This window comes from Scytonema hofmannii PCC 7110, from assembly GCF_000346485.2.
Taxonomy (GTDB): Bacteria; Cyanobacteriota; Cyanobacteriia; order Cyanobacteriales; family Nostocaceae; genus Scytonema; species Scytonema hofmannii.
Genome location: NZ_KQ976354.1, coordinates 3,191,789 through 3,215,591, shown reverse-complemented (window position 1 = coordinate 3,215,591; position 23,803 = coordinate 3,191,789). Strand labels below are relative to the sequence as shown.

The window sequence follows — 23,803 nt, the reverse complement described above, 5'->3', positions numbered from 1 at the left end:
AACTGCGTACACCAGAACGGATGAAATTTATTGATTTTCCCCCTGCTCCATGCGCCCTGCCCCCTGCTCTTTCAAGTCAGGTGGTGGTTCATTTATCAAGAGCCAATACATCCCCAATTGACGGATTGCCTCTGAAAACTGAAGAAAATCCACAGGTTTGCGGATGTAACTGTTGCATCCCAGGCTGTAGCTATCGAGCATATCCTGTTCTTCGTTAGAGGTGGTTAGAACCACCACGGGTAGCAATTTAGTGCGTTCATCTTCTCGCAAACGGCGCAAAACTTCTATGCCATCAACACGAGGCAGTTTTAGATCTAGTAAAATCACCGTAGGCTTGACGCTAATATCCCGTTCGGCATAAATGCCAATGCCAAACAAGTAATCCAAAGCTTCAACCCCGTCATGAGCCACCACGATCTCATTGCTGATATGACTGCGTTGAAGCGCTCTGATTGTCAACGCTTCATCATCCGGATTATCCTCCACTAAAAGAATTGTTTTGTGATTCTCGCTCATTTCTTTACCCCCTCTGCGACTAATGTGAAGTAAAAAGTAGCTCCCTGTTCCACTTCTCCTTCTGCCCATACCCGACCACCATGGCGATATACAATGCGATAAACTGTTGCTAGTCCGATCCCATTGCCTGGAAAGTCGTTCATATTGTGCAACCTCTGGAAGGGTCCAAATAACTTGTTGGCGTAGGTCATATCAAAGCCCGCACCGTCATCTCGAACAAAGTATACTGGGATGCTGCTTTCGCTGGACATCACTCCAAACTCAATCCGTGCTTGAGTATGCTTGGAGGTAAATTTCCACGCATTATTCAGTAAATTCTCTAACAACACTCGCAGTAGATGATTATCTCCTTGGGCTGTTAGTCCTGTTTGAATTACAAACTCTACTTTCCGTTGTGGCTGGTTTTGCTGTAGATCGGTACAAATATCACTCGCTAACCGACTCAGATCTACAAGTTCCAAACACATATCGCTGCGCGTGACACGAGATAGGTTAAGGAGATCGTCGATCAATTGCCCCATCCGTTGAGTGGCTGCCCGAATTCGCCGCAAATGGTCTTGCCCATTTCTGTTCAGCATATCGTAGCAATCTTCTAGCAAAGCTTGACTGAAACCATCAATACTGCGTAAAGGAGCACGCAAGTCATGGGAGACAGAATAGCTAAAAGCCTCCAACTCTTTATTGACTGCTTGTAGTTCAACGATCGCTCGTTGCAGATCCTGGTTCACCAATTTAACTGATTGCTCTGCTTGCTGGCGTTCTACCACTTCTGCCTGTAAGTCAGCCAAAAGTTCTGCATGCTGGAGGGCTACTCCTAAATGACTGGCTATTTGAGTGGCGAACTCAATTTCTGTTGCTTGCCACTCTCGCGGTTTACTGCACTGGTGAATACAAAGCAATCCCCAAAGATTCTGACCCTGTAATAGCGGCACTACTAAGTTTGCTCGGATCTGAAATTGGGCAAGAATCTGGATGTGACAGTTGCTCAGCCCATAATTGTAAATATCTGCCACTGCCTGAATTTGGCCTTGTTGATAATGAACTGCAAATTGGTCTCCAAAGCAGTGGTCGTGGATTTTTTGCGCCATAGCTGACCCAAAAGCTCGATCTACATCTTCAGAAACAAATTCTCCATCATTCCAGCCTGAGTTTGGGTAGAAGCGAAACATCCCTACACGATCTGCTTTCAAGAGTTGGCGAACCTCAGTCGCTGTGGCTTGAAAAATCTTGTCCGTATTTAGAGGTTCCCGCAGACGAGTAATCACCCGGAACAATGCTTTGTGTTGCTCTACGAGGAAATGTGCTCGATCGATCTCTTGCTGCAATTGTTGAAATTCTTCCGCCAGAATCTGCTTGAGCATTTGAAATGCTGCTTCATCTCGACATAAGTTTTGCAACCTTGCCAATATCACTGGATTCATGAGACAGCTAGTTAGTCAAGAAATTTTTGAAACCCTCAGCAAAACAGTTAAGTCAGCATTCGTTAGAGAGATGCCTGGAATGTTACAAGCACAAAGGTAGAGGTAAGGAGGGCTTGGGATGCGAGTACATTAGTTTTTTAAACATCATTACATAATATCGCATAGTTTTCACATTCTTAAGCTTCTACCTAACAAAATAGCCAAACTGTACTGGTTGCAAACATTTTAGGAGAAAACAGCAACCAATATCTCGCACCTTTGTGGTGAAGAATTAAATCAGTCCTAAAAGCCGAGTCGTAGAATCTTCTTGAGGTTGTGCTGGTGCTGGTTTGACGACAACTCGACCATTTTCAACAACAGTCACAGTGCAAGTTTTTGATGTACACTTACTGTTGTTGGCTGAAGCATCAGCGCATTGCTTGTGAAGCTGAATATTTTGCTCCTGTTGTTGATTCAGGGTAACCGCACAACAAGCAGAGGTTGTTAAGGGCATAAGCAGTACTTTTAACTCTATATATTAATTATTCCCCAATTAAGTTATAATAATGTACGTTTCCCACTACAAGAAACTACCTCTGAGTCTTTTATCTTCCGGTGACGACTCCACACATTCCCCTGGGTACAGGGTGAATGTGGGCTTCTTAAGAAATTAGGAAGTACGTCATTAGCCTAGGTGGTTCGTTACGCAAGAAATCACCACGTTTAACCAGAATATATAGGTACTTCAGAATACAGAGAGTAGCGTCTCGATCCCTAGTTCTGAACTCTACGACCAGTGATTAAACATTTCTACAGGAAGAGGAAAAGTGTTGCTGGTATAAAACCTGGATAAACATTGGCAAAGGGAACCACGCTGTAAGGCGATTACCTGTTTATTAGGAATACAAATCATGAAAGTCTACGTTGTCAACAAACACGGCAAACCGTTAATGCCTACGACTCCCCGTAAAGCTCGGTTGCTTTTGAAGGAAGGGAAAGCCAAAATTTATTGTCGCGCTCCATTTACCATTCAATTAATTTATGGTTCTAGTGGTTATACTCAACCAGGAAATTTAGGGATTGATGCAGGTTATCAAAATATTGGGTACAGTGTAGTCAACGAGAAAGAAGAATTAATTGGTGGTGAAGTTCAGATGTTAAAAGGTGTGTCTGAACGATTGACAGAACGAAAAAAATACCGTCAGCAAAGAAGAAATAGAAAAAGATATCGTGCGCCAAGATTTGATAATCGTAGGCGTAAAGACAATTGGCTAGCACCAAGTATTCAGCACAAACTAGATACTCATCACAAAATCATTGATAAAATTCAGAAAATAGTTCCAGTCAAAAAAATTACGATTGAAGTAGCTAGTTTTGACATTCAGAGAATAAAGGATGCTGAAATCCAAGGTGTGGGTTATCAACAGGGAGAAAAATATGGCTTTGATAATTTACGTGAATACATTTTGCACAGAGATGGGCATAAATGTCAAAACCCCAATTGTAAAAATAAAGATGTCAATCCAATATTAGAAGTACATCACTTAGGGTTTTGGAAAGAAGACAGAACAGATAGACCTGCCAACCTGATTACCTTATGTAATAAATGCCATGCATCCAAAAATCATAAAAAGAGTGGTTTCCTTTGTGGATGGGAGCCAAAGCTGAAGTCATTTAAAGGTGAAACCTTTATGACAACAGTTAGATGGCGTTTGACTAATGATGGACGATATAGTTCAACTTATGGCTACATCACCAAAGGCATTAGAAGAGAATTTAAAATAGAAAAATCTCATCACAACGATGCATTTGTTGTTGCAGGTGGTACTATTCAGAAAAGAGTAGAATCATTAATCCTAGAACAAATTAGGCGAAATAAGCGCTCGATGGAGCAGTTCTATGATGCCAAATATATTGATAGTAGAGACGGCTCAACTAAATCTGGTTCGGAATTATCCTCAGGTAGGAGAACTCGCAACAAACAAAAAAATGGTGAAAACTTGAGACTTTACCGGAAACACAAAGTATCAAAAGGGCAACGTCGAATTAAAAAATACCGTTACCGATACCAACCCAAGGATTTAGTTCAATTTGAAGGTCAGGTATACGAAGTTATTGGAATGCAAAACTTAGGTACTGGTGTGAAGTTGAAAAACTATCCTGGTGTCAAAAATAAGGTGGTTAACGTTAATAAAGTCAATCCTGTTAAAAGGAGATCTGGTTTATGTCAAATCGTGCCGTAATTGGCAATTCCTCATCGACTTCACTCCCGCGTTAACCTACGGTTAACATAAGTCGGAAGTCAATTCGTCATTGCCCCAAGATTCATCTCATCATTCCTCTGAGTACAGAGTGAATGAGAGGCTTCTCTTGGATTAAGCTAACCGTGCTTAATATTTAGAAAGAGTTTGTAGTCCATAATAACAAAATTACGAATTACGAATTACAAATTACGAATTATGCGGGATTAATTTATGCTTCAATTTCAACCCCCTGGTTTTGGTCAGAAAGTCATCAATACATCCTTGGGGTTTATGGTTTACTACACCCAAACGGCTGTACCCTGGATAACGTCCGAGATTGAAGATTTACCAACCCTTGTTTTTCTGCACAATTTTGGTGGCGGGGCTTCTGCCTATGAATGGTCTAAAGTTTACCCGGCGTTTGCAACGACTCACCACATATTTTCTCCCGACTTAATTGGTTGGGGTGAATCGGCTCATCCCGTGCGGGATTATCAAGTTAAAGATTACCTGAGTATTTTAGCTGAGTTTATCAGACAAACTTGTCCCACACCCGTGACAGTGGTTGCATCTTCATTAACAGCAGCTTTAACGATACGTCTTGCCATTGCCCAACCTTTTTTATTCCAAGCACTGTATTTGGTATGCCCATCAGGATTTGATGACTTTGGACAAGGTGCGGGACGCAGGCTACCCCTGCAAATCATCAATACACCTCTGTTAGATAATTTAATTTACATTTTAGGTGCAGAAAATGAGTTGGCTGTACGCAATTTTTTGCAAAGTTTTCTCTTTGCAAATCCACAGCGTGTTTCTCAAGAGATGGTACAGGCTTACTTAGCTTCTGCACAACAGCCTAATGCTAAGTTTGCAGCATTGGCATTTTTACGGGGAGACTTATACTTTGATTTGAGCTTGTATATTCAACAACTGACCATTCCAACGGTGATTTTTTGGGGAGAAGAAGCACAGTTTACAAGTATTAAGTTGGGAGAGCGTTTGGTCAAGTTAAATCCTACTTCAATTCGGGGTTTTCACGCGATCGCAGATGCAGGAGTCTTGCCCCATCTAGAAGTACCAGAGATAGTGATTGGTTTGCTACAGCAATACTTGTAGTTTATATTACATAACTACTGATGCACGAGATTCAGCAAACCTTCAATTACAATAGGTTAAAGTTGTTGTAATTTTGGGATAGAGGGATGAGAGTTTGGCTGGCTTGCTTTCTGGTACTGTTTGCTTTAGCAGAGTTTTTCGACTGGATCAAAGAATTTCAGTTGCCTCTACCTATATATATTCTAGGGGGGGCATTTTTAGCTGTTGCATCCAACTACGACAAACTTTTTGAATCCTACTTTAATAATGCGATTGGTGAAGCAACTTTAGAACAGTCTCCCCAACCCCACTTAGATGCGTCACCTGAATACCCTTATTCTATTTCCTCTAAGAATTCTCCTGCTCTTCACAATTCTCAAAAATCTGAAACAGAAAGTTAAACGAAATTTCTTTACAAGTCAGCTTTGCGATCGGGTGATACTAGCCACATCAAGTGCAGAGACGCTATGTGCTAAGTATATGGCTTCAGTTCCTATGGAATGGGCTAGTTCACAAATGACTATCCTTCTATTCGAGGATTGACAATCCCCACAAGTTCCTCAAATTGTTGTCCTAACTTTAAAGTTGACCAACCCCAATTCACCCCAGTCAAACGGCGAATTGGTTTCTTTCCTAGGAACTGATATGGAATATCTTTACTATTTAGCGAATACTAGCCTCACACTGCGGCTCATTGAATTCCTACGTGGCAAACCTCAAATCCCTGTCAGCTTTATCACTGTAATTAGTCAAATTGATGGTTGGGTGATCAAAATTAAACTGAAATCTCTCATTAATCCCCAGCTAGATGGAGACATCAAGGCATTCTTGAATGAATTAGGCATTCCTCACTCACCGTCAAAGCGCGTCAGCATGGCTTTGGAAAGTTTGGCAGCTGGACACTCTCCAGTTAATGTTATGCATAAATACCAAGTTGCTGTCGTTTCTCATGGCAGTCCGCAACGCGAGGACATTGAAGCATTCCGACAACAGTTTATCAACGGGTTGGGCTACTGTCCTCCAACCCTGGTTTGACTCGGTTTTGTGTCGTAATTAGCGTCAATATTATCTTATCTTGGAGGGGAAAACAAAACACACCTCTGTTTAAGATGTCCGGTAACCCCTATACGTGGTTGGAACAATCTCTAGAAACCATTCACCGAGCTGACTGGTATCGTACTGTACAAACTATCCAAAGTCGCCCTGGTGCGACAGTTCTTTTGGAAGGACGAGAGGTGATAAATTTTGCTAGTAATGATTATTTGGGACTAGCAGGTGACGATCGCCTCGTAATGGCAGCAGCAGCAGCAGTAAAAGAATTTGGTACTGGTAGCACGGGTTCGAGGTTACTTAGCGGACATCGCCAACTGCATAGAGATTTGGAACAAGCGATCGCATCCCTCAAACAAACAGAGGATGCAGTAGTTTTCAGTTCGGGTTATTTGACGAACTTAGGCGTTATCACAGCGCTAGTGGGCAAGCGAGATTTAATTTTATCCGATCAATACAACCATTCCAGTCTAAAAAATGGGGCAACCCTCAGTGGTGCTGCCATCATAGAATACCGTCACAGTGATGTTGAAGATTTAAAAACTCAATTGAGTGAACATCGGCAAAACTATCGACGTTGCCTAATTCTTAGCGATAGCGTCTTTAGCATGGATGGCGATTTGTGTCCTTTACCTGCAATCTTAGAACTAGCTGACCAATTTGGTTGTATGTTGCTTTTAGATGAAGCCCATGCCACAGGAGTGCTCGGAGACACGGGTGCGGGTTGTGTTGAACATTTTGGGTGTAGTGGAAAGCAGTTAATTCAAATTGGCACTTTAAGTAAAGCTTTGGGTAGTTTGGGCGGTTATGTAGCAGGAAGTGCAACTTTAATCGATTACTTGAGAAACCGCTCCCCAAGTTGGATTTATACTACAGCACTGTCACCTGCTGATACTGCAGCAGCGCTAGCAGCAATAAAAATAGTGTTGGAGGAACCGCCACGTCGCATCCAGTTGTGGCAGAACGTTGCTTATCTCAAACAATTCATGGAACGACAGATTCCCCACTTGAAATTGCTACCTTCTGAATCACCCATCTTGTGCTTTCAGTTGCCCAATGCAGCCGATGCACTGAAAGTAGGAGAGCATCTTAAATCTTATGGCATTTTTGCTCCTGCTATTCGTCCCCCTACCGTTCCCACCAGTCGGATACGGATTTCTGTGATGGCAACTCACAAAGTCGAACATATCCAGAAATTAGTAGAAGCTTTGACAGTGACCAGTGACCAGTGACCAGTAACCAGTGACCAGTGACCAGTGACCATATTTTTCTATTATTGCAAAATATTGGTTAATAATAGAAAGGCGTTTTTTGAACAAATAAATTCACATAATCAGTGTGATTGAAATCACACCATAATATGATTTCATGTGTTCCAAGAAATAACAATAAAGTTATTAGCTTGTTAAAAAAGCTTGTGTAGAAATTATTTATAAAGTTAACTTTAAACTTGGTGTCAGTAGGTCAAAATTGACTTTATAATTGGCACTTTACTTCCAAAGCCTTACGTAGCAGTAATTTGACAAAACTTTTTTAAGTAAAAATACTTATGAATTTAAAGCTATAATTAATTTAGTTAAAAATAAAAATCTAGAAAGCTTTATTTTCAGTCGCAAAATAGTGAACTATATGAAATAAACTTTATATTTCTGAAAAAACAAATTTTTTTATACGGATACAAAATATTAAAAATGCTACACTATATTTATGAAGCTAGCTTTAATTTATACATTCTTTTTAAAGATTTATATGGAAATTCATGTAAATCCGGAAACAGAATCTGCATAATTGGATCAAGAAATGTGAAACCAAATATGAACGCTTACTCACAAAAAAACAGCAGGTTACCTGCAAATAATTTATTTATAAGGAAAAAATACACATGAATAATATATTTGTTCATCTGTTTAGTACATTTGTTTTTTCAGTATCTACATTAGCTGTTATGTGTAATGTTTCAATAGCACAAGAGGCTACAGCAACTCCTCAAGAAAAAACAGCACAAAAGATTTGTGCCTTTGATACGGTAGAAAATTTGTTGCCTCCTATACAAAGCCAGCAGATCCCGTCCACACTTGCTTACCTTGCACAACAAGGCTTTACAGAGAACGCTGACGGTTCTTGGTCTTGTTATGCAAGCGATCCTCGGAAGCAAGGGCGCTACTACACTCTCTTAAAGGTTCAGCAAGTAGATGGAAAGCTAGTAGCCACTTCCTTTTTAGAAGAAGGCAGTCTTATGGAGGGACAAGAAAACCGCAGCTTGGAGCTATTTATGCTCCTCATTCAAAATCATACGAAAGCAAAACAGGCGAATCTCCAGAGTATTCAGAGGTATATAGGAACTTTTATTTCTTTAATCAAAGAAGGTAAGGTACAAGCCTCACCTCGTGGCTATCTCTTCGATCAACCCAATCGTGCATTTGTTCTATACCACCCTGTTAAAGGGGAAAAACTTAAGGGTACGGGAATCACAATCAATATTAATTCCCCCCAAAATCTAAATTCTTCCACAGTCTCTTCAACTGGATCTTAATTGCTTAATAGAGGTGAATGTCCTTGAAACAGTCAACAGTTAAATCAATCGCTTTTGCGGTCTCATCGTTAGCAGCAGTCGTGACTGCACCCCAAGAAGCCTCAGCCGAGCTAAACGTTGGACCTTATGGAATTCAAAATGGTTTAGAAGGAAGTTATCTCCAATACCAACTTTCCGGACAAGACTTAAGCAAAATGCAAGGCATTGCTGAATGTAGTGTGGGATTTGGTCCTTCCTGTAACAAAACGGGAGCCATACTCCAGCAATTAGTGGAATCTAATAACGGACCTAATGCTCGCCAATTGGTTATGCGTGCAGCCGGGGGAGAAGAGAATTTCCGCCTATTTGCAAGTCATTATGGCAACAAGCCCGAACGTCTCGAACAGATTCCCTTCGCCTCATTTTGGCAAGATGATAACCCTTTCATCATGGATGGGCATCGATACCTTTTGGGATATGCAGCTGGCAGAGAACCCGTACAGGGTCTGGGACAGATTACCAAGAAATTTTACTGGGCACCCTTGCAGGGAAAAGATGATTCTTTAAGTCCTCGCAATGGATTGTTGAATCTCAAACAATCCTATGGACGTTTGTTGATGGAGGAAGCCGCTAAAATCCCAAATCTTAAGCAGCAGTTTAAAGCTTTAGGGCTAGAACCACAAGCAGAAAATTATTACTGGACGCGCATTTCTCATGCAATGCATGCTTTAAACAGTGGAGATGAAGTGCAGCTCCAACAAAACCTTCTCCAAGTTCTCTCCATGCCTTACTTTGGTGAAGGTGGTGGCGAAAACATGGGGCGTCCACCTTTAATTGACACATTAATTGCTTCAAATGATGGAGAAGGTCTATTAGGAGACGTTGTTGACTTCCCGTCTTCGGTAGTGACATTAGATCCAGATTTAGGAGGAGAAGTTGTTTCTTTCCTATCCGCAGGAGAAGTTGTTAAACAAGGTGGTGGTTTTAATTACACATATTTACTTGGGTTGCTAGCTCTACTTCCTTTTCTATTGGGAGGCGCTGGAGATAACTCTTCTGGGACAGCGACTAATTTTATTCCTACACCCGATGTTAGCCAACCTCCTGGAGAAACAACGCCTCCTGTAGGAACTCAAACTCCTGGAGAAACAACGCCTCCTTTAGGAACTCAACCTCCTGATGTAACTATACCTCCAGTTGTTACCCAACCTCCAGAGGTGAAGCAGGTTCCAGAACCATCAACAGTAATACCTTATGTGTTGCTGGGTCTTATCATGTTTGTTTTTACTCAAAAACAGTGGCGCATACAAGCAAAAGGTTAAGTCTTCGTTTGAGTGTTTATAAATAAATCTTCAGCAGTTAATCTATCATTAGTCGCATCTGTCATTCGGACAAACTACCGTTCGGGTGACATTTCAATGGAAAAACCCCAGCAATCAAGCCAGGGTGAGAATGGGAAGCCCAAATGTCGATCAAAGTTTTTGATAGCGAAATCCACTCGTTTTAACCAGCTGCAAAAGCAACCAGAACTAAAGTCGTGACAAGTAACGTAGCAAACACGCCTTGAATAACATATTGACGCTGCTCCCAAATAGCGGGGTATTCAGCAAATTGCATTTTTGGCTCGGTTGGGTAGTTATTGAGGATACCGTCTTCGTTAACAGTGGTATACATAGCTCGTTTCCTTGTTTATTATCTTATGTAAATAAATATAACAATATTGTTACAAAACATCAAGAGTACTTGACGTAGAAAAATAAATAGTATCCATAAGAGGAGCTAATCTTTAGGGCTAGAACCGAACAGTATTGATATCTCTTGTGGTACGGGCGTCTCGCCCGTCAGCAGGAAGGGCAGGCACCCGTCAGCAGGAAGGGCAGGCGAGGACGCCCGCCCCACAAGATGGAGAATTTATTTCTTGGAAGTCCCTAGCTTAATCTGACACAAGCATCCTTGGCGATCTGCGATTAAGCTACACATGACCGAAAAAGTAATCACTCTAATTGTCCCAATTTAGCTATAATATCCCGGTTGACTTTGATGTAGCCCCGATCAATGTGGGTAAAGTATGAATTCAACTGCTGATGGGCTTTAGGCAGTGCGTGGAAAGGAATTGATGGATATAAATGGTGCTCTGCGTGAAATGGCATATTCCACATTAAAAATCGCACAGGCCATAAGGTCAGTGTTACCCGCGTATTTGTCAAAGGATTAGCGTCAAGCGAGCAATTTGTGTGTTCTCCCAGTAAAATAAAACGCAGAATAGGTTGACCTATAATTAGTGGCAGCAGCCAATAAAGCACAAACCAAGGTTGCTTGAATGTGACTGAGAGAGCGATCGCAGCTGCATAGACAGCTAATTGCCAACGGGTGGAGCTAATGACTTCGGCTCGGTTAGCAACTGGTATAAATGGGCAATCGTCAAGTTGACCTAGAGCAACGCGACAATGCCCGCGTATTTTGTCCACCCACCAAGGTAAACCACTCAGTACCAAGAGATATTCACCCCAGTTGCGTGGTGTGAGGTCGGTCAGTTCCGGATCTTTGCCAGGAACCCGAGTATAAAGGTGATGCCATTTGTGGTAGTGCCGATAGAAAGTGCTGTTATAAAAAGAGAGTACTCCCGCACACCAAGCCACAACCTCATTCAAACGATTGTTAGCAAAAGCAGTTCGGTGAACACCTTCGTGCATCGGTGCAAACATGGACGCAATACTAAAGCCATAAATAGCCAGTGCTGGTATCGCCACTAACCAATTGCAAGAGTTTGTTGCCCAGAGGTAGCCACTGCATCCGAGGATAGTCAGATGTCCAGTTAAATGAACCAGCCCAGCAGTGTTGGAGCGATCGTTCAAAATACTTAATTCTTTTACACTCAGAATCTGACGGGCGTTGGGAAGTTTTTGGGCTTGACTATCTAATAATTCAGGTTGAATAATTGCATCACCAAACATAATCAAAGTTTAATAGAAGGATTAACGACAAAAAAATGGACGTATGTAGAGTCGTCACGAAATATTGACTAATGATTGGAAATTGCCCCTGAGTTGTTCGGTTATACGACTTTCATCAATATACAAATGAGTATAACCTCATAGGTAATAGTCAATGCCAGTCCTCAAATGTGTCAGTCGCTCTTGAAAGGGGTGAAAACTTGTGTACCAATGGATCTTGCCGAGTCTGAGCGAAATATTAGTTAACAGTCAACCCGGTGCAACTGAATGCTCATCTGTCAAAGCCGAACAGCAATGGCGTGTAAGCATAGCAGCGACAGAACAACTGCTGTTAAAGAGTTTGGCAACAATTTCCCCTGAAATTAGCCAAGGATTAGTCTTATCAGGACCTGCACCCATACTTAGTGAACCAAAACTGGCTCAAAGCTTGCAGAGAGTCACTTTTACAGCGAAGCCGTTTAATCCTTTGGCTCTTATGCCCTTTGGAATGGCTGCTACTATGGCTGTAGTAGATGAAACTGCTTATCAGGAAACTATTTTACCTTTACTAGAAGCAGATCCACTCACTGGAGAGCAGTTTTGCTTAGTTTTTACAGAAAATTTTAGACTAGTGCTGGTTTTAGCAGAATATAAAAACGGTAATAAAACTTTTTGTTTTTCATTTGATTCTGAAGTTGTCGAACAAGCATGGCGAGCATTGGGTGCGCGAGTCATGTTAAGTAATCCTGACTTGTTTGCTGATTTAGAAGAAATAGTACAAAAATATTATCCAAGCCAGCCGGACTACCGCACGGTTATGGAGTTTAGCCGCTTGTTGCTAACACATTTACCAGAACCACAAGAACAGGTAGAAAGTGTTTCTCCCCCTCCCCCTATCTCCGCTTCCCCCTCTCCTTCTCCTTGCCACCGTAGCGATGTAGAATTGTTGCAAGCATTTGCTCATGAAGTCCGTACACCACTGACAACCATCCGCACCATAACGCGTCTGTTATTAAAACAGCGCGATTTACCTTCTAACGTTATCAAGCGTTTAGAACTTATCGATCGCGAATGTACCGAGCAAATCGATCGCATGGAGTTATTGTTTAGAGCAGCAGAACTGGAAACATCCGCTTCTGAAAAATCTACTAACGCCCAGCTGACAGCAATGTCTTTGGATCGAGTCTTGCAGCAAAGTATCCCCCGTTGGCAACAAGCAGCAGACCGGAGAAACTTAACTTTGGATGTTGTTCTACCTCAAGAACTACCAATGGTGGTCAGCAATCCCAATATGTTAGATCGAGTGCTGACAGGGTTAATGGAAAACTTTACCCGCAGTTTACCTGCAGGTAGCCATATTCAAGTGCAAGTTATTCCCGCAGGCGACCAACTGAAGTTGCAATTATTGCCCCTACCCCTAATGGCAAATAATGATAAAACTTCCACCTCCCCATGTACTCCACCGATCCGAAAAGCTCTCGGTCAACTGCTGATGTTTCAACCGGAAACAGGTACAATTAGTCTGAACCTCTATGCAACCAAGCATTTGTTTCAAGCTATTGGTGGCAAATTAATTGTCCGCGAACGTCCCCGTCATGGCGAGGTCTTGACCATCTTTCTGCCATTGGAAGTTAATGGTCAACAGAATCCTCCTCGCTCCCCCTGTCAGGCAATGGGAGTTATTAACTGATTGTTTTCAGAAGCAATAGCAAACTGCACTGTAAAAGTAGAACCTTCATACAGCTTACTTTTGACAGAAATAGAGCCACCGCTACGCGATAGCAACAGTTGCACCATTGTTAAACCTAAACCAACTCCACTAGAATCGTCTATGGCAACTGAGCGGACTCGGTAAAAGCGGTCAAAAATTTTAGAAATTTCACTTTCGGCAATACCAATACCAGTATCGCGAAATTCTAATTGAACGGACTCGTTGTGAACTCGTGCTCGCACCCAAACTTCTCCTCCGTTGGGAGTAAACTTGATACTGTTGGAAAGTAAGTTAATTGCGATTTGTCTCAACCCACCACTAACGCACCAAACAGGTGGAATGTCTGTAGGTACAGTGTAGGCTAACATAATACCTTTTTCTTTAGCTATGGGTTGATAAGTACTCACGACTCCAGGTACAAGTTCTGCAAGGCGTACTGGTTCTAGTGGCAGTCTTTCCAATTGGCGTTCTAGCTGCACTAAGTCCAATACACCACATATCAAAGCATTTTGGCGATCGCATTGAGTATTGAGCATTTGTAAATAACGCTGTCGTTGGGGGACTTTTAAATTGGGGGAATTTAAAAGCGAGAGAGCTGTTTTCATATGTGTTATTGGTGTACGCAACTCTTGACAAACATGGCTCAAGCATTCATCTTTGAGTTGCGCTGTTTCATGAAGTTTTCGATTTTGTTGTTTTACTTTAATCAGACGCTTTGTTGTTATTTGACGGTTCATTCTATCTTGATGCTGAATCTGTTTTGTCAAAAGTTGATTGATGAGATTTGGCTCAGAAATTGGAGGACAAATCAGATTGGTAGAAACTAGTGAGGGCGAGTGAGGTACTATTGATTGTTTTAATCGATCTAAGACTTGCTGAATGACTTTTCCATCGAAAGAAGTTATAGCAGGTAAGAGAAAATTTTTTCGGCTGTTCGCCTTTCCTGGTGTCAGATTTTTACGTCTTTTTAAAGGTCTATAAGCTAAAATCAAGCTACAGAACTTTGGTGATAACACCATGACAAAGTATTCTCGCCGCAGCTTGCTATTTGGTAAGCTTTCTACTTGAATATACGAGGATACAGATTCAGAAAACGCGGAAACTCGATCCAAAATATTGGTTGTCTCCGTGTCGTCTTCTTTATCAGTCAGTTCAATTTTGTTAATAGATATAGCATTAGATATTCCTTGCTGATAATAACGTTGAATTTCTGAGTACCAAAGTTTTCCTGGTGGTAGCTTTACCCATAATGTAGCTGCAATCTGTTGTTCAATTAGCAAATCAATTTGTGACCTCACCATTGATAGTAAAGTCCCAAGACCCAGAGACAGTGGTTGGGGAGGTGCTTCCACACTTAAAGCCAACTGATATACAGACAGATCCTGAGGTAAAGAAACATTCATGAGTAAAGCCTTTTAAGGATGAACTGAAGGCAAAAGCAATAAAGTTTAAGGTAAAGTAAGGACACTTTTGTCAAGTCTGAATGAAGTTTGATATCTCCCCCGGTTGAAACATGGGGGATTCTACATGGATGTGACTCCGTGGGCTAAAACCACACTCCGTAACTTTGTACGAAATGTGTTCTTTAGATCGCAGAATAAATCATACCGATGCGGGGCTATCAAAGACCCTCTACCCACCTTGACTAAGACAAGTCCTAGCTGTGTGGCTACTTTCTTCATGATGTTGGCTGCTCCATTGCAGTCAGCATTGATTAAAAAACCTTTCTTGGTTTTGTAAAGACCACGCTCAATTCTTTCTCCTGAAGGCTTCCATCCGTCGGGTTTTTCACCGTATTTCGGTAGGAAATCATCATCCAGAAATGAACTCTTGGAAGTGTAGCTCTCTTCAGTAATGGTTAAAACAATTCCGGACTCTGGACAAAGTTGTTTTAATCTTTCAATAAGTCTACCAGTCGGAATTGGTACAAAATTTTGGTTCCCACGTTTGTTCATGTTAGAACCATTTTTTTGTCCTTCATTCCAACCAATAATAAGATTTCCAACACGATCAGCAAGGCATCGATTAATAATGAATCGGGCAGCTTTGTTAATGGCATCGCGCATCTGGTTGTTGCGTTTGCGTTGAATTCTATCGAGATTTGAATCCCAGTAAAAATCAGACTTACCATGCTTATATTTGGCAACAAGACGACAATAACCTTGATTCATTGAACGTAACTTTCTACCATCAACAATCAAGCTTTGTCCCAGTGTTGAAACACCTGTTAGCCAATTATTGCCACCGTGGTCGAAACTCCAAGCTTGTGTGTAATCAAGATTCGGATTAATCTCAATTATTTGCTTGCCATCATCAATCACCCAATCAATCCACAACTGACCGTAGCAAGGACGCACTGTCACTTCCTTAACCCAATCCGAATCAATGAATTCTGGTAAGGGTAACGCAATTTCAGTTAACAAATGTGGCTTAGTCTCTCTACTAATTGAGGGGTAAAAACAACCATCTTTATAAGTCAGTGCCTGACGTGGGAATGTAACTGATGCAAGTCCGCCACTTTTTCTATATTTTGGTAAAGATGGTCTATCAACTTCACCTTTATAGTAAGCACTAACCAATCCATTGTAAGAAGTAATTGACTCACCGACAGCTCTCAGTGTTTGCTGAGATGCTTGTGCAGCAAGAGCCTTGTAATGCGGATTGTCTTTTAAAATTTTATCTAGTTCTGGATAAGTCGTAAAACATTTGTAAGTTTTCCACCCATGTCGCAATTCATCACCACGCCAATAAGTCGTGAAAGCGTTACCCGACTCTTCAAGTCTTGAATAATGAGTTTGACGAACATGATAAAGAGCGCAATTAATCAAACTGTTAGCGTGTTTGCACTGGTCAATCCAAAACGCTGCTTCAGTATCTGTAAACCAGGCTTTAACAGGTAAAGTTTTGTACACTTTTGCGGGGGTCTTACACGTAGATCAATGGGCAACCTTGTTTAGGATATCACCTAATACCACTCCATGAGTCAGGAGGTTTGAAGGTTGCCCATTGATATGGGGACAATGCGTCGTCATCACCTTTCGTTGTTTATTATCTTAGATACTACATATAATGTCAACAACAGCCGGGAAATGGCAAAACTTTCTCAAGAAGACCACGATTACCGAAGAACCGAAAATTCTGTGTCTTCAATCAATGATCATTTTGTATTTGTCTCAAAGCGACGAAAACCTGTTCTAGTAACTGATGTGGCTAGAAGACTGCAAGAAATTATTTTTGAATTGGTACAAGAACACAACTGGAGACTCATCGCATTAGAAATTCAACCCGACCATGTACATATGTTTGTCAATGCTCCTACAGATGAAGCACCTTCACAAATTGCACTCCGGGGTGAAAGGTCGAGCGTCTCATCACTTAAGAAAAGAATTTCCAGAACTTTTAAAACTACCTGCTTTGTGGACTCCGACCTACTTTGTAGCGTCAACAGGTCAAGTTAGTATGATGATAGTTAAAAAGTATATTGAAAATCAGCGTGGTTCGTGAAACAACAGGTTAAAATCTGTTGTGTCGCGCTTCATCCCCTGGTTAAAAACACAGGGGTTCTCGCGCTCCCATTATGCCTTGATAGAGTATTTCCTCCCCTTCATTTTCTGTTCTAATGCCTTATCATCCTTTCTTTTAAAGCATCGCGTGCGTGCTCTCTGTCATCAAAGTGAATTTTTTCCGTTCCCAAAATTTGGTAATCTTCATGACCTTTACCTGCAAGCAAAACTCCATCACCTGGTTCTGCTTGTAAAATAGCAGTCCGGATAGCAGTGGCGCGATCGCCTATGACGATTGGATTAACTGTTTCTGGAATCCCTGCCAAAATATCCTGTAAAATCTTTTCTGGCTCTTCAGTTCGGGGATTATCTGAGGTGACTATTGCTACATCAGATAGATCGGCAGCAATTCTACCCATTTTCGGACGCTTGGTGCGATCGCGGTCTCCCCCACATCCAAAGACGCAAATCATCTTACCTGGGATGAAGGGACGTGAGGCTTTCAACAAGTTCTCCAAACTATCTGGAGTATGGGCATAATCAACAATTACGCTAATGTCTTGCTGAGAACTAATTTGCACCCTTTCCATTCTTCCAGGGACTCCAGGAAACTCAGTTATTGCCGATGCTACTAATTGTAAATCTAACCCCAAGTGTAAACCTGCTCCAACTGCTGCTAATAAATTTTCTAAATTGAATTGACCGACAAGTGGTGAACGAAAAGCGACTTCGCCTTTTGGTGTATGCAGCGTACCGCTCACTCCATTGGGTTCGTAGTTCAGGTCACTCATCCACAAGTTTGCATTGCGATCGCTAACACTGTAACTCCAAACCTGTTCTGAATTGAGTGATGCAATTAATCGCTGACCGTAAGAATCGTCAGCATTAATGACTCCTCGACCTTTAAGATAATTAGGGCTAAATAATAACGCTTTGGCAGCAAAGTAATCTTCCATGTCACGATGGAAGTCTAAATGGTCTTGGGTCAAATTAGTAAAAACTCCTACTTCAAACTGACAACCCATCACTCGACCCTGCGCTAGAGCGTGAGAACTGACTTCCATCACTCCATAATCGTTTCCAGCATTTATAGCTGAAGCTAACTGCTGTTGCAGTTCTACAGCAAAAGGTGTTGTGTGAACGGCAGTTTGTAAAAAATCCTTCCAACGAGTATATAGTGTACCCATTAAAGCTGTTGACAAATTGGCTTGATTGAGGAAATGTTCTATAAGGTGAGTCGTTGTGGTTTTGCCATTTGTACCCGTAACACCCACAAGTTTGAGTTTTTGTCCGGGATAATCATAAAAAGTACTGGCTAGCTGAGCACAAGCTTTAATCATGTCTTCGGCTGCGATAACGCAAGATTCTGGCGTGGGAGGATGTTTTTGTATGGCTTGGGATGAAATGACCGCAGCTACCGCACCGGAGGCGATCGCACTAGGCCAAAAATCTCCACCATCAACTCGTGTTCCTGGCATTCCAATAAACAAATCTCCCGCACCACAAGCGTGGGAATTTGTTTTCAAGCCCTGAATCTCAGCATCCATGGCTGGATGCTCGGATGTTAGTACAACATTATCAACACTCGCTAATAATTCTCGCAGTTTCATTTTATGCACCTCGTTACAAGTTTTTATTGGCTTATTCTGTACTATTTTTACGTTTCTATAAATGGTTTTAAGGAACTTCTAAAATGAAACCAAATTTTTTCTGGTAGAATGGTCTCTTGCAGGAAATAGGTGAACTTTTGTCACGCATCAATCATACATTCGCTTTTTTGGTTAAAGATTAAAGTATACACATTTCAGCTAGTAGTTCAATCCAAGTGACGACTCCACAGACTTCCGCAAAGCGGTAAGTGTGGGTGTGGCTCAAGGAAATATAAAATTTCAAACAGGGTATAGACTGTCATGACACAGAACAATGCTACCCGATTTTTGGGTATCGTCAAACAAGATCGAGCATTAAAGGAAAGACTCAAAGCCACATCTGAGCCAGAAGTTTTTATTAAAATTGCTAAAGACCGTGGCTATGACTTCACAGTTGAAGAACTGCACACTGAGCTAAGCAAGTTGTCTGAAGAAGAGTTAGCTGCGATCGTCAATCCAGGGATAGCACCCAGACAGCATATTTATCCCAGGTAATTTCTAGTAGGGTCGGCGTACTAATACAATCTAAGAGCCACTCTTCACCATGCGGGAAATTAAGGTCACTGAGATGTACCTTTTTCCCGTATTTATGCTTTAGGGCAGGTGAGACATTTATAGTTTGGGTTTTCTTGCATACATCATATCTTACCAATTGATTGCCAGAGATGCAATTGGTAGAATCTTCGTAATAAACTATGTGGTTTCAAGCGTTCTTCTAATGTTACATATTATGAACGACTTACTTGTTTAGAGCCATTTTCAGGTAAGAGACTAATAGAATTTAACTTACAGTGACTAACCTCTGCCATTTCTATCGTTTGTACCGCAAGTATCGACCTGACTTCTGAGATGGCTTTCCTAGTTCGTTCTTCTCAGTAAAGTCTATCTTATTTTTGAGACAAGGTGAGAGTCAATCGCTCTTACTCCAAAATCTTATTGAAAATATCTTTCATCAATAGAGATTTTATAGTAAGCTGTTACTCATAGTTGTTGAACTAAATTCTCAATAAAGGTAAATCAGGTAAAATGGCGATCACCTCTACAAGTCCGCTGTCGGTGGAGCAAGACCTCACCGACAATCCTTGGTGGGCTGGGAATGCAAGACTCACAAATTTATCAGGAAAATTATTAGGCGCTCACGTCGCTCATTCTGGTCTCATCGTCTTATGGGTAGGAGCTATGACCTTTTTTGAGCTAGCTCACTTTAATCCAGCAAAACCAATGTACGAGCAAGGCTTGATTTTACTACCTCACCTAGCCTCTCTGGGCTGGGGTGTGGCTGCGAGTGGTACGGTTGTTAATACTTACCCATATTTTGTCATTGGAGCTTTGCATCTCATTTCATCAGCTTTTCTAGGTTTTGGAGGTATCTTTCACTCCCTACGAGATCCAGAAATTCTCGAAGGTCGGTTTCCTCTTTTTGGCTACAACTGGGCTGATACTAACAAAATGACCACAATCCTTGGAATCCATTTGATTTTGCTGGGATTCGGAGCATTTCTTCTGGTAGCTAAAGCAATGTACTACGGTGGCTTGTACGATCCAAACATCGAAAATGTACGAGTCATTACCAATCCAACACTCAATCCAGCAGTCATTTTTGGATATCTAGTTGGTGCTATTGGAAAAAACTGGATAGCTAGTGTTGATAATTTAGAAGATGTAGTTGGCGGTCATATTTGGGTCGGTGGAATGCTGATATTTGGGGGCCTTTTCCACATATTAACGAAACCGTTTGGTTGGACGCATTCTTTATTTGTTTGGTCTGGAGAAGCCTACTTGTCTTACAGTTTAGGTGCTTTAGCGTTAATGGGCTTTATTGCTACATTCTTCGTCTCAGTCAACACAACAGTTTATCCCGAAGTCTTTTACGGACCAGCACTGGTCATTAAACAGAATATTTTGCCTTACTTTTCCTCGATCGCTCCCGATTTTGTTTCATCTAGGACTTGGTTAGCTAATACACACTTTTGGTTAGGTTTTTTCTTTTTGCAAGGTCACATCTGGCATGCACTGCGATCGCGTGGATTTGATTTCCGCAAAGGTCGCTTAAGTAAAAATGCAGTCATTCCACAGCCAGTTTAATGACATAATTTATTGTCAAAGTCACAACTCTGAGTACTAAAGTAACGCAAAAGTTTCTTAAGGAGAATAGCAAATGACAGCAGTAACTGCTGACAGCCCCTACAAGGAAATAATACCGAATGTTGGTTGGTGGGCTGGCAATTTTCGCTTAGTCAACTTATCTGGTAAATTATTAGGTGCTCATGTAGCTCATGCAGGTTTAATAGTGTTGTGGGCAGGAGCAATGACACTATTTGAGTTGTCTCGTTATAATCCTGACCTCCCAATGTACGAACAAGGATTCATCTTGTTACCCCATTTAGCAACATTAGGCTTAGGCGTAGGGGCTAGCGGACAGATTGTAGACACCTATCCCTATCTAGTTATTGGGGTAATGCATCTTATCTCTTCAGCAGTTCTAGGTGCTGGTGGAATTTATCATTCTCTGCTGGGACCAGAAGTGCTACAAGATAATCCTACCTTTGCTGGCTTCTTTGGCTACGACTGGAAAGACAAGGACAAAATGACCACAATTTTAGGGATTCACCTGACATTGCTGGGCGTCGGTGCTTTACTTCTAGTTGCCAAAGCAATGTTTTGGGGTGGGCTTTTCGATCCTGGGGCTGGTGTTGGTGGGGATATGCGAGTTATTGCTCACCCAACATTGAATCCATTTAAAATTTTTGGCTACCTTTTTGGTGCTTGGGGATCGGAAGGAATGGCAGCTGTTAATAACTTAGAAGATGTGGTTGGCGGTCACATTTGGGTTAGTTTAATCTTGATAAGTGGCGGTATCTTCCACATTTTGACCAAACCCTTTGATTGGGCGCAAAAAATTCTCCTATTCTCAGGAGAAGCTTATTTATCCTACAGCATTGGTGCTGTGGCATATATGGCTTTTTTGGCTGCTTATTTTATCAGTGTTAACAACACGGTCTATCCTGAAGTTTTTTATGGTTCACTTAAAATTTTAGACACTTCAACTGGCCATGTCTCACCTCGTGGTTGGTTAGCAGTGTTCCACTTTGTTTTTGGAGTATTGTTCCTCTTCGGTCATATTTGGCATGCCATTCACGCAAGAGCAGTAGAAGCAGGCTTTGATTTTCAAAATGGTGATATGATTCAGCCCGCTGGTAATCCTGAAGATGGCAATCTCGCAACCCCAGTCAATTCTTCTGACTTAACCTTGAATTTTCTGAAGAATTTGCCAATTTACCGTTCTGGATTGTCTTCTCTATCAAGAGGGCTGGAAATTGGTATGGCTCATGGTTACTGGTTGATTGGTCCTTTTGCAAAGTTAGGTCCACTGCGGGATTCAGAGGCGGCTAATTTAATAGGTTTGTTAGCTGCATGTGGTCTGATTGTGATTTTGACTATTGGCTTATCGATTTACGGTACTGCTTCTTATCAAGAGCAAATGCAAACAGCCTCGCAATTCACTTCAGTGAAAACAGTTCCGAGTATGCCAGAGGCTCTTCAAACTACTCAAGGATGGAGTCAATTTACCGCAGGCTTTTTGATTGGTGGAATTGGTGGAGCTATCTTCGTCTATCTCGTGTTGAATAGCCTGAATGTTTTAACTGCGATCGCGTAGCGTGCTCTGTTGCCCAACTAAGCTCTGCTTTGACCGAATCTGTTCTTCCAGAACAGATTCGGCAACATCTGGGCGATGCATCAATTTGATTGAAGACGCAACGTATGTCTTTATAAATTTTCATTTCATGTTATCTGGGAGCAATTTATGTCAAAGATTGGTCTATTTGTTGGCTCTACAACAGGTAAAACTGAATATGTAGCAGAAACAATTCAGAAAGAATTTGGTGGGAAAAGTGTTGTCACAGTACATAACATTGCAGATACAGAAGATAGTGAGTTTGAAGAATATCAATACATAATCATCGGGTGTCCGACTTGGGATATAGGTGAACTACAAAGTGATTGGGAAGGTTACTTTCCCCAGTTAGATAACATTGATTTCAGTGGTAAGAAAGTAGCATATTTTGGAACAGGCGATCAAATTGGGTATGCCGATAACTTTCAGGATGCAATAGGTATTTTGGAAGAGAAAATTACTGAACGTGGTGGAACTACCGTTGGATATTGGTCTGTCGAAGGCTATGACTTCAATGAATCAAAAGCATTGCGAAACGGTAAATTTGTCGGTTTGTCTCTTGATGAGGATAACCAGTCTAACATGACAGACCAGCGTATTAAAGATTGGGTAGGTCAACTGAAAAAAGAGTTTGGTATGTAATGGTTAGTGGTTAGTAGTTAGTGGTTATTGGTTAGTGGAATAACTAGCAACCAACAACTAACGACTAACTACTAACAATCCTTGTAATAATTTACTTGCAGGCAAATTTAATGTTTCAATCGCCAGATGTCGTTTGGTTAAATACAAGTCCTAGTTTGCAATGCTTTTCTCAGCCACTGCTATCTTATTTGTCACATCAAATGACAATTGCTAGTTGGGATTACTCTCAAACTCAAGACGAAGCAAGTCCACTTTCATTTGCAGTGCTGTTGTTGCATGATTATCTCCAATCCTGCACTCAACCCGTACATCTTATTGGTCATAGTACGGGAGGATTGCTAGGACTACTTTATGCGCGTCAATATCCTGAAAAAGTAAAATCTCTTACTCTATTAGCTGTGGGTGTTGATGTTGCTGTTGATTGGCAAGTACATTACTATGCTCATCGCCCATTTTCTAGTCGCCAGCAAATTCTTAGAGCGATGGCTTATAATTTGTTTGGTTACCACACAGAAGATACCAATAAACGTCTAACAAAAATCCTAAGGCAAGATTTGAATTCCTCACTTTCACCCCACTCGCTATTTCAAAGACTTAGTTTACCTCCAAGTTCAGTTCCAGTTCCTTTAATGGTCTGTGGGAGTTTAGACGACATCATTATAGAAACTGACGATCTATGCGGATGGCAACCTTATTTGAAAGAGGGCGATCGCTTGTGGAAATGCCCATTTGGGAAGCATTTCTTTCATTTCTTTCAACCTCAGCTTGTAGCAGAGCAAGTTCTTCACTTCTGGAAATCTTTACACCTATCAAATTCAGTTTGTACTACCCTGAAAACAGGGAGTAGGGAGTAGAGAGTCGGGAGTGGGGAGT

21 protein-coding genes and 1 pseudogene are annotated in these 23,803 nt (G+C 41.4%); 14 read left to right on the top strand and 8 right to left on the bottom strand.

The window, feature by feature from the left end; translation table 11 throughout:
- Positions 1 to 27 precede the first annotated feature (27 nt).
- From WA1_RS13675 to WA1_RS13665, 3 genes are all read right to left on the bottom strand, one after another.
- On the bottom strand, positions 28 to 516 hold the full coding sequence (locus WA1_RS13675) for a response regulator (protein WP_017747798.1): 489 nt from the start codon (positions 514 to 516) through the stop codon (positions 28 to 30).
- Positions 513 to 1,937 carry a GAF domain-containing protein gene (locus WA1_RS13670; RefSeq protein WP_017747799.1) on the bottom strand — a complete coding sequence of 475 codons (1,425 nt, stop codon included), beginning with the start codon at positions 1,935 to 1,937 and terminating at the stop codon, positions 513 to 515. Before WA1_RS13670 ends, WA1_RS13675 begins: the two co-directional genes overlap by 4 nt.
- 271 nt (positions 1,938 to 2,208) lie before the next feature.
- The gene (locus tag WA1_RS13665; protein WP_017747801.1) at positions 2,209 to 2,430 is read right to left on the bottom strand and encodes a hypothetical protein; all 222 of its coding nucleotides are present in this window, start codon (positions 2,428 to 2,430) and stop codon (positions 2,209 to 2,211) included.
- A gap of 397 nt (positions 2,431 to 2,827) precedes the next feature.
- Here WA1_RS13665 and iscB point away from each other — a divergent pair, with 397 nt between their 5' ends.
- The 7 genes from iscB (at position 2,828) to WA1_RS13630 (ending at position 10,138) form a co-directional block, all read left to right on the top strand.
- Positions 2,828 to 4,159, top strand: coding sequence for an RNA-guided endonuclease IscB (gene iscB / locus WA1_RS13660; RefSeq protein ID WP_017750198.1), 1,332 nt, complete (start codon positions 2,828 to 2,830; stop codon positions 4,157 to 4,159).
- Between the two features lie 231 nt (positions 4,160 to 4,390).
- A complete protein-coding gene (locus tag WA1_RS13655; protein ID WP_017745314.1) occupies positions 4,391 to 5,275 on the top strand; it encodes an alpha/beta fold hydrolase in 885 nt (294 codons plus the stop codon).
- An 86-nt stretch (positions 5,276 to 5,361) separates the two neighbouring features.
- Entirely contained in the window at positions 5,362 to 5,655 is a 294-nt protein-coding gene (locus WA1_RS13650) for a hypothetical protein (protein WP_017745313.1), read from the top strand.
- A gap of 244 nt (positions 5,656 to 5,899) precedes the next feature.
- Positions 5,900 to 6,289 carry a hypothetical protein gene (locus WA1_RS13645; protein WP_017745312.1) on the top strand — a complete coding sequence of 130 codons (390 nt, stop codon included), beginning with the start codon at positions 5,900 to 5,902 and terminating at the stop codon, positions 6,287 to 6,289.
- 74 nt (positions 6,290 to 6,363) lie between these two features.
- Complete coding sequence (bioF, locus tag WA1_RS13640; RefSeq protein ID WP_017745311.1) at positions 6,364 to 7,536, top strand: 8-amino-7-oxononanoate synthase; 1,173 nt, start codon at positions 6,364 to 6,366, stop codon at positions 7,534 to 7,536.
- A gap of 650 nt (positions 7,537 to 8,186) precedes the next feature.
- The gene (locus WA1_RS13635; RefSeq protein WP_017745310.1) at positions 8,187 to 8,837 is read left to right on the top strand and encodes a hypothetical protein; all 651 of its coding nucleotides are present in this window, start codon (positions 8,187 to 8,189) and stop codon (positions 8,835 to 8,837) included.
- A 17-nt stretch (positions 8,838 to 8,854) separates the two neighbouring features.
- Complete coding sequence (locus tag WA1_RS13630) at positions 8,855 to 10,138, top strand: hypothetical protein (protein WP_017745309.1); 1,284 nt, start codon at positions 8,855 to 8,857, stop codon at positions 10,136 to 10,138.
- A 181-nt stretch (positions 10,139 to 10,319) separates the two neighbouring features.
- Here the strand turns inward: WA1_RS13630 and psb34 are convergent, their stop codons facing one another.
- Positions 10,320 to 10,490 (bottom strand): photosystem II assembly protein Psb34, encoded by a 171-nt coding sequence (psb34, locus tag WA1_RS54925; RefSeq protein WP_017742138.1) that lies wholly within the window; start codon positions 10,488 to 10,490, stop codon positions 10,320 to 10,322.
- A gap of 320 nt (positions 10,491 to 10,810) precedes the next feature.
- Entirely contained in the window at positions 10,811 to 11,770 is a 960-nt protein-coding gene (locus WA1_RS13625; RefSeq protein ID WP_017745308.1) for a fatty acid desaturase family protein, read from the bottom strand.
- A 202-nt stretch (positions 11,771 to 11,972) separates the two neighbouring features.
- On the opposite strand from WA1_RS13625, the gene WA1_RS13620 reads away from it, so the two are divergent.
- On the top strand, positions 11,973 to 13,439 hold the full coding sequence (locus tag WA1_RS13620; protein WP_017745307.1) for a sensor histidine kinase: 1,467 nt from the start codon (positions 11,973 to 11,975) through the stop codon (positions 13,437 to 13,439).
- Here WA1_RS13620 and WA1_RS13615 read toward each other — a convergent pair.
- Together WA1_RS13615 and WA1_RS13610 are read right to left on the bottom strand one after the other, a co-directional pair.
- Positions 13,415 to 14,863, bottom strand: coding sequence for a DICT sensory domain-containing protein (locus WA1_RS13615; RefSeq protein ID WP_017745306.1), 1,449 nt, complete (start codon positions 14,861 to 14,863; stop codon positions 13,415 to 13,417). The genes WA1_RS13620 and WA1_RS13615 overlap by 25 nt on opposite strands.
- Before the next feature lie 120 nt (positions 14,864 to 14,983).
- Positions 14,984 to 16,372, bottom strand: coding sequence for an RNA-guided endonuclease InsQ/TnpB family protein (locus tag WA1_RS13610; RefSeq protein ID WP_017745305.1), 1,389 nt, complete (start codon positions 16,370 to 16,372; stop codon positions 14,984 to 14,986).
- Between the two features lie 177 nt (positions 16,373 to 16,549).
- Here WA1_RS13610 and tnpA point away from each other — a divergent pair.
- A pseudogene (tnpA, locus tag WA1_RS61675) lies at positions 16,550 to 16,964 on the top strand (IS200/IS605 family transposase).
- Positions 16,965 to 17,076: 112 nt separating this feature from the next.
- Here tnpA and WA1_RS13600 read toward each other — a convergent pair.
- Complete coding sequence (locus tag WA1_RS13600; protein ID WP_017745304.1) at positions 17,077 to 18,573, bottom strand: UDP-N-acetylmuramoyl-L-alanyl-D-glutamate--2,6-diaminopimelate ligase; 1,497 nt, start codon at positions 18,571 to 18,573, stop codon at positions 17,077 to 17,079.
- Positions 18,574 to 18,873: 300 nt separating this feature from the next.
- Here WA1_RS13600 and WA1_RS13595 point away from each other — a divergent pair, with 300 nt between their 5' ends.
- From WA1_RS13595 to WA1_RS13575, 5 genes are all read left to right on the top strand, one after another.
- Positions 18,874 to 19,107: a Nif11-like leader peptide family natural product precursor gene (locus tag WA1_RS13595; RefSeq protein WP_017745303.1), complete on the top strand. Its 234-nt coding sequence runs from the start codon at positions 18,874 to 18,876 to the stop codon at positions 19,105 to 19,107.
- 531 nt (positions 19,108 to 19,638) lie between these two features.
- A complete protein-coding gene (locus tag WA1_RS13590; RefSeq protein WP_017745302.1) occupies positions 19,639 to 20,697 on the top strand; it encodes a chlorophyll a/b binding light-harvesting protein in 1,059 nt (352 codons plus the stop codon).
- 73 nt (positions 20,698 to 20,770) lie between these two features.
- Complete coding sequence (locus WA1_RS13585; protein ID WP_017745301.1) at positions 20,771 to 22,270, top strand: chlorophyll a/b binding light-harvesting protein; 1,500 nt, start codon at positions 20,771 to 20,773, stop codon at positions 22,268 to 22,270.
- A 147-nt stretch (positions 22,271 to 22,417) separates the two neighbouring features.
- Entirely contained in the window at positions 22,418 to 22,930 is a 513-nt protein-coding gene (fldA, locus tag WA1_RS13580) for a flavodoxin FldA (RefSeq protein WP_017745300.1), read from the top strand.
- Positions 22,931 to 23,040: 110 nt separating this feature from the next.
- Complete coding sequence (locus tag WA1_RS13575) at positions 23,041 to 23,784, top strand: alpha/beta fold hydrolase (RefSeq protein WP_017745299.1); 744 nt, start codon at positions 23,041 to 23,043, stop codon at positions 23,782 to 23,784.
- Positions 23,785 to 23,803 lie beyond the last annotated feature (19 nt).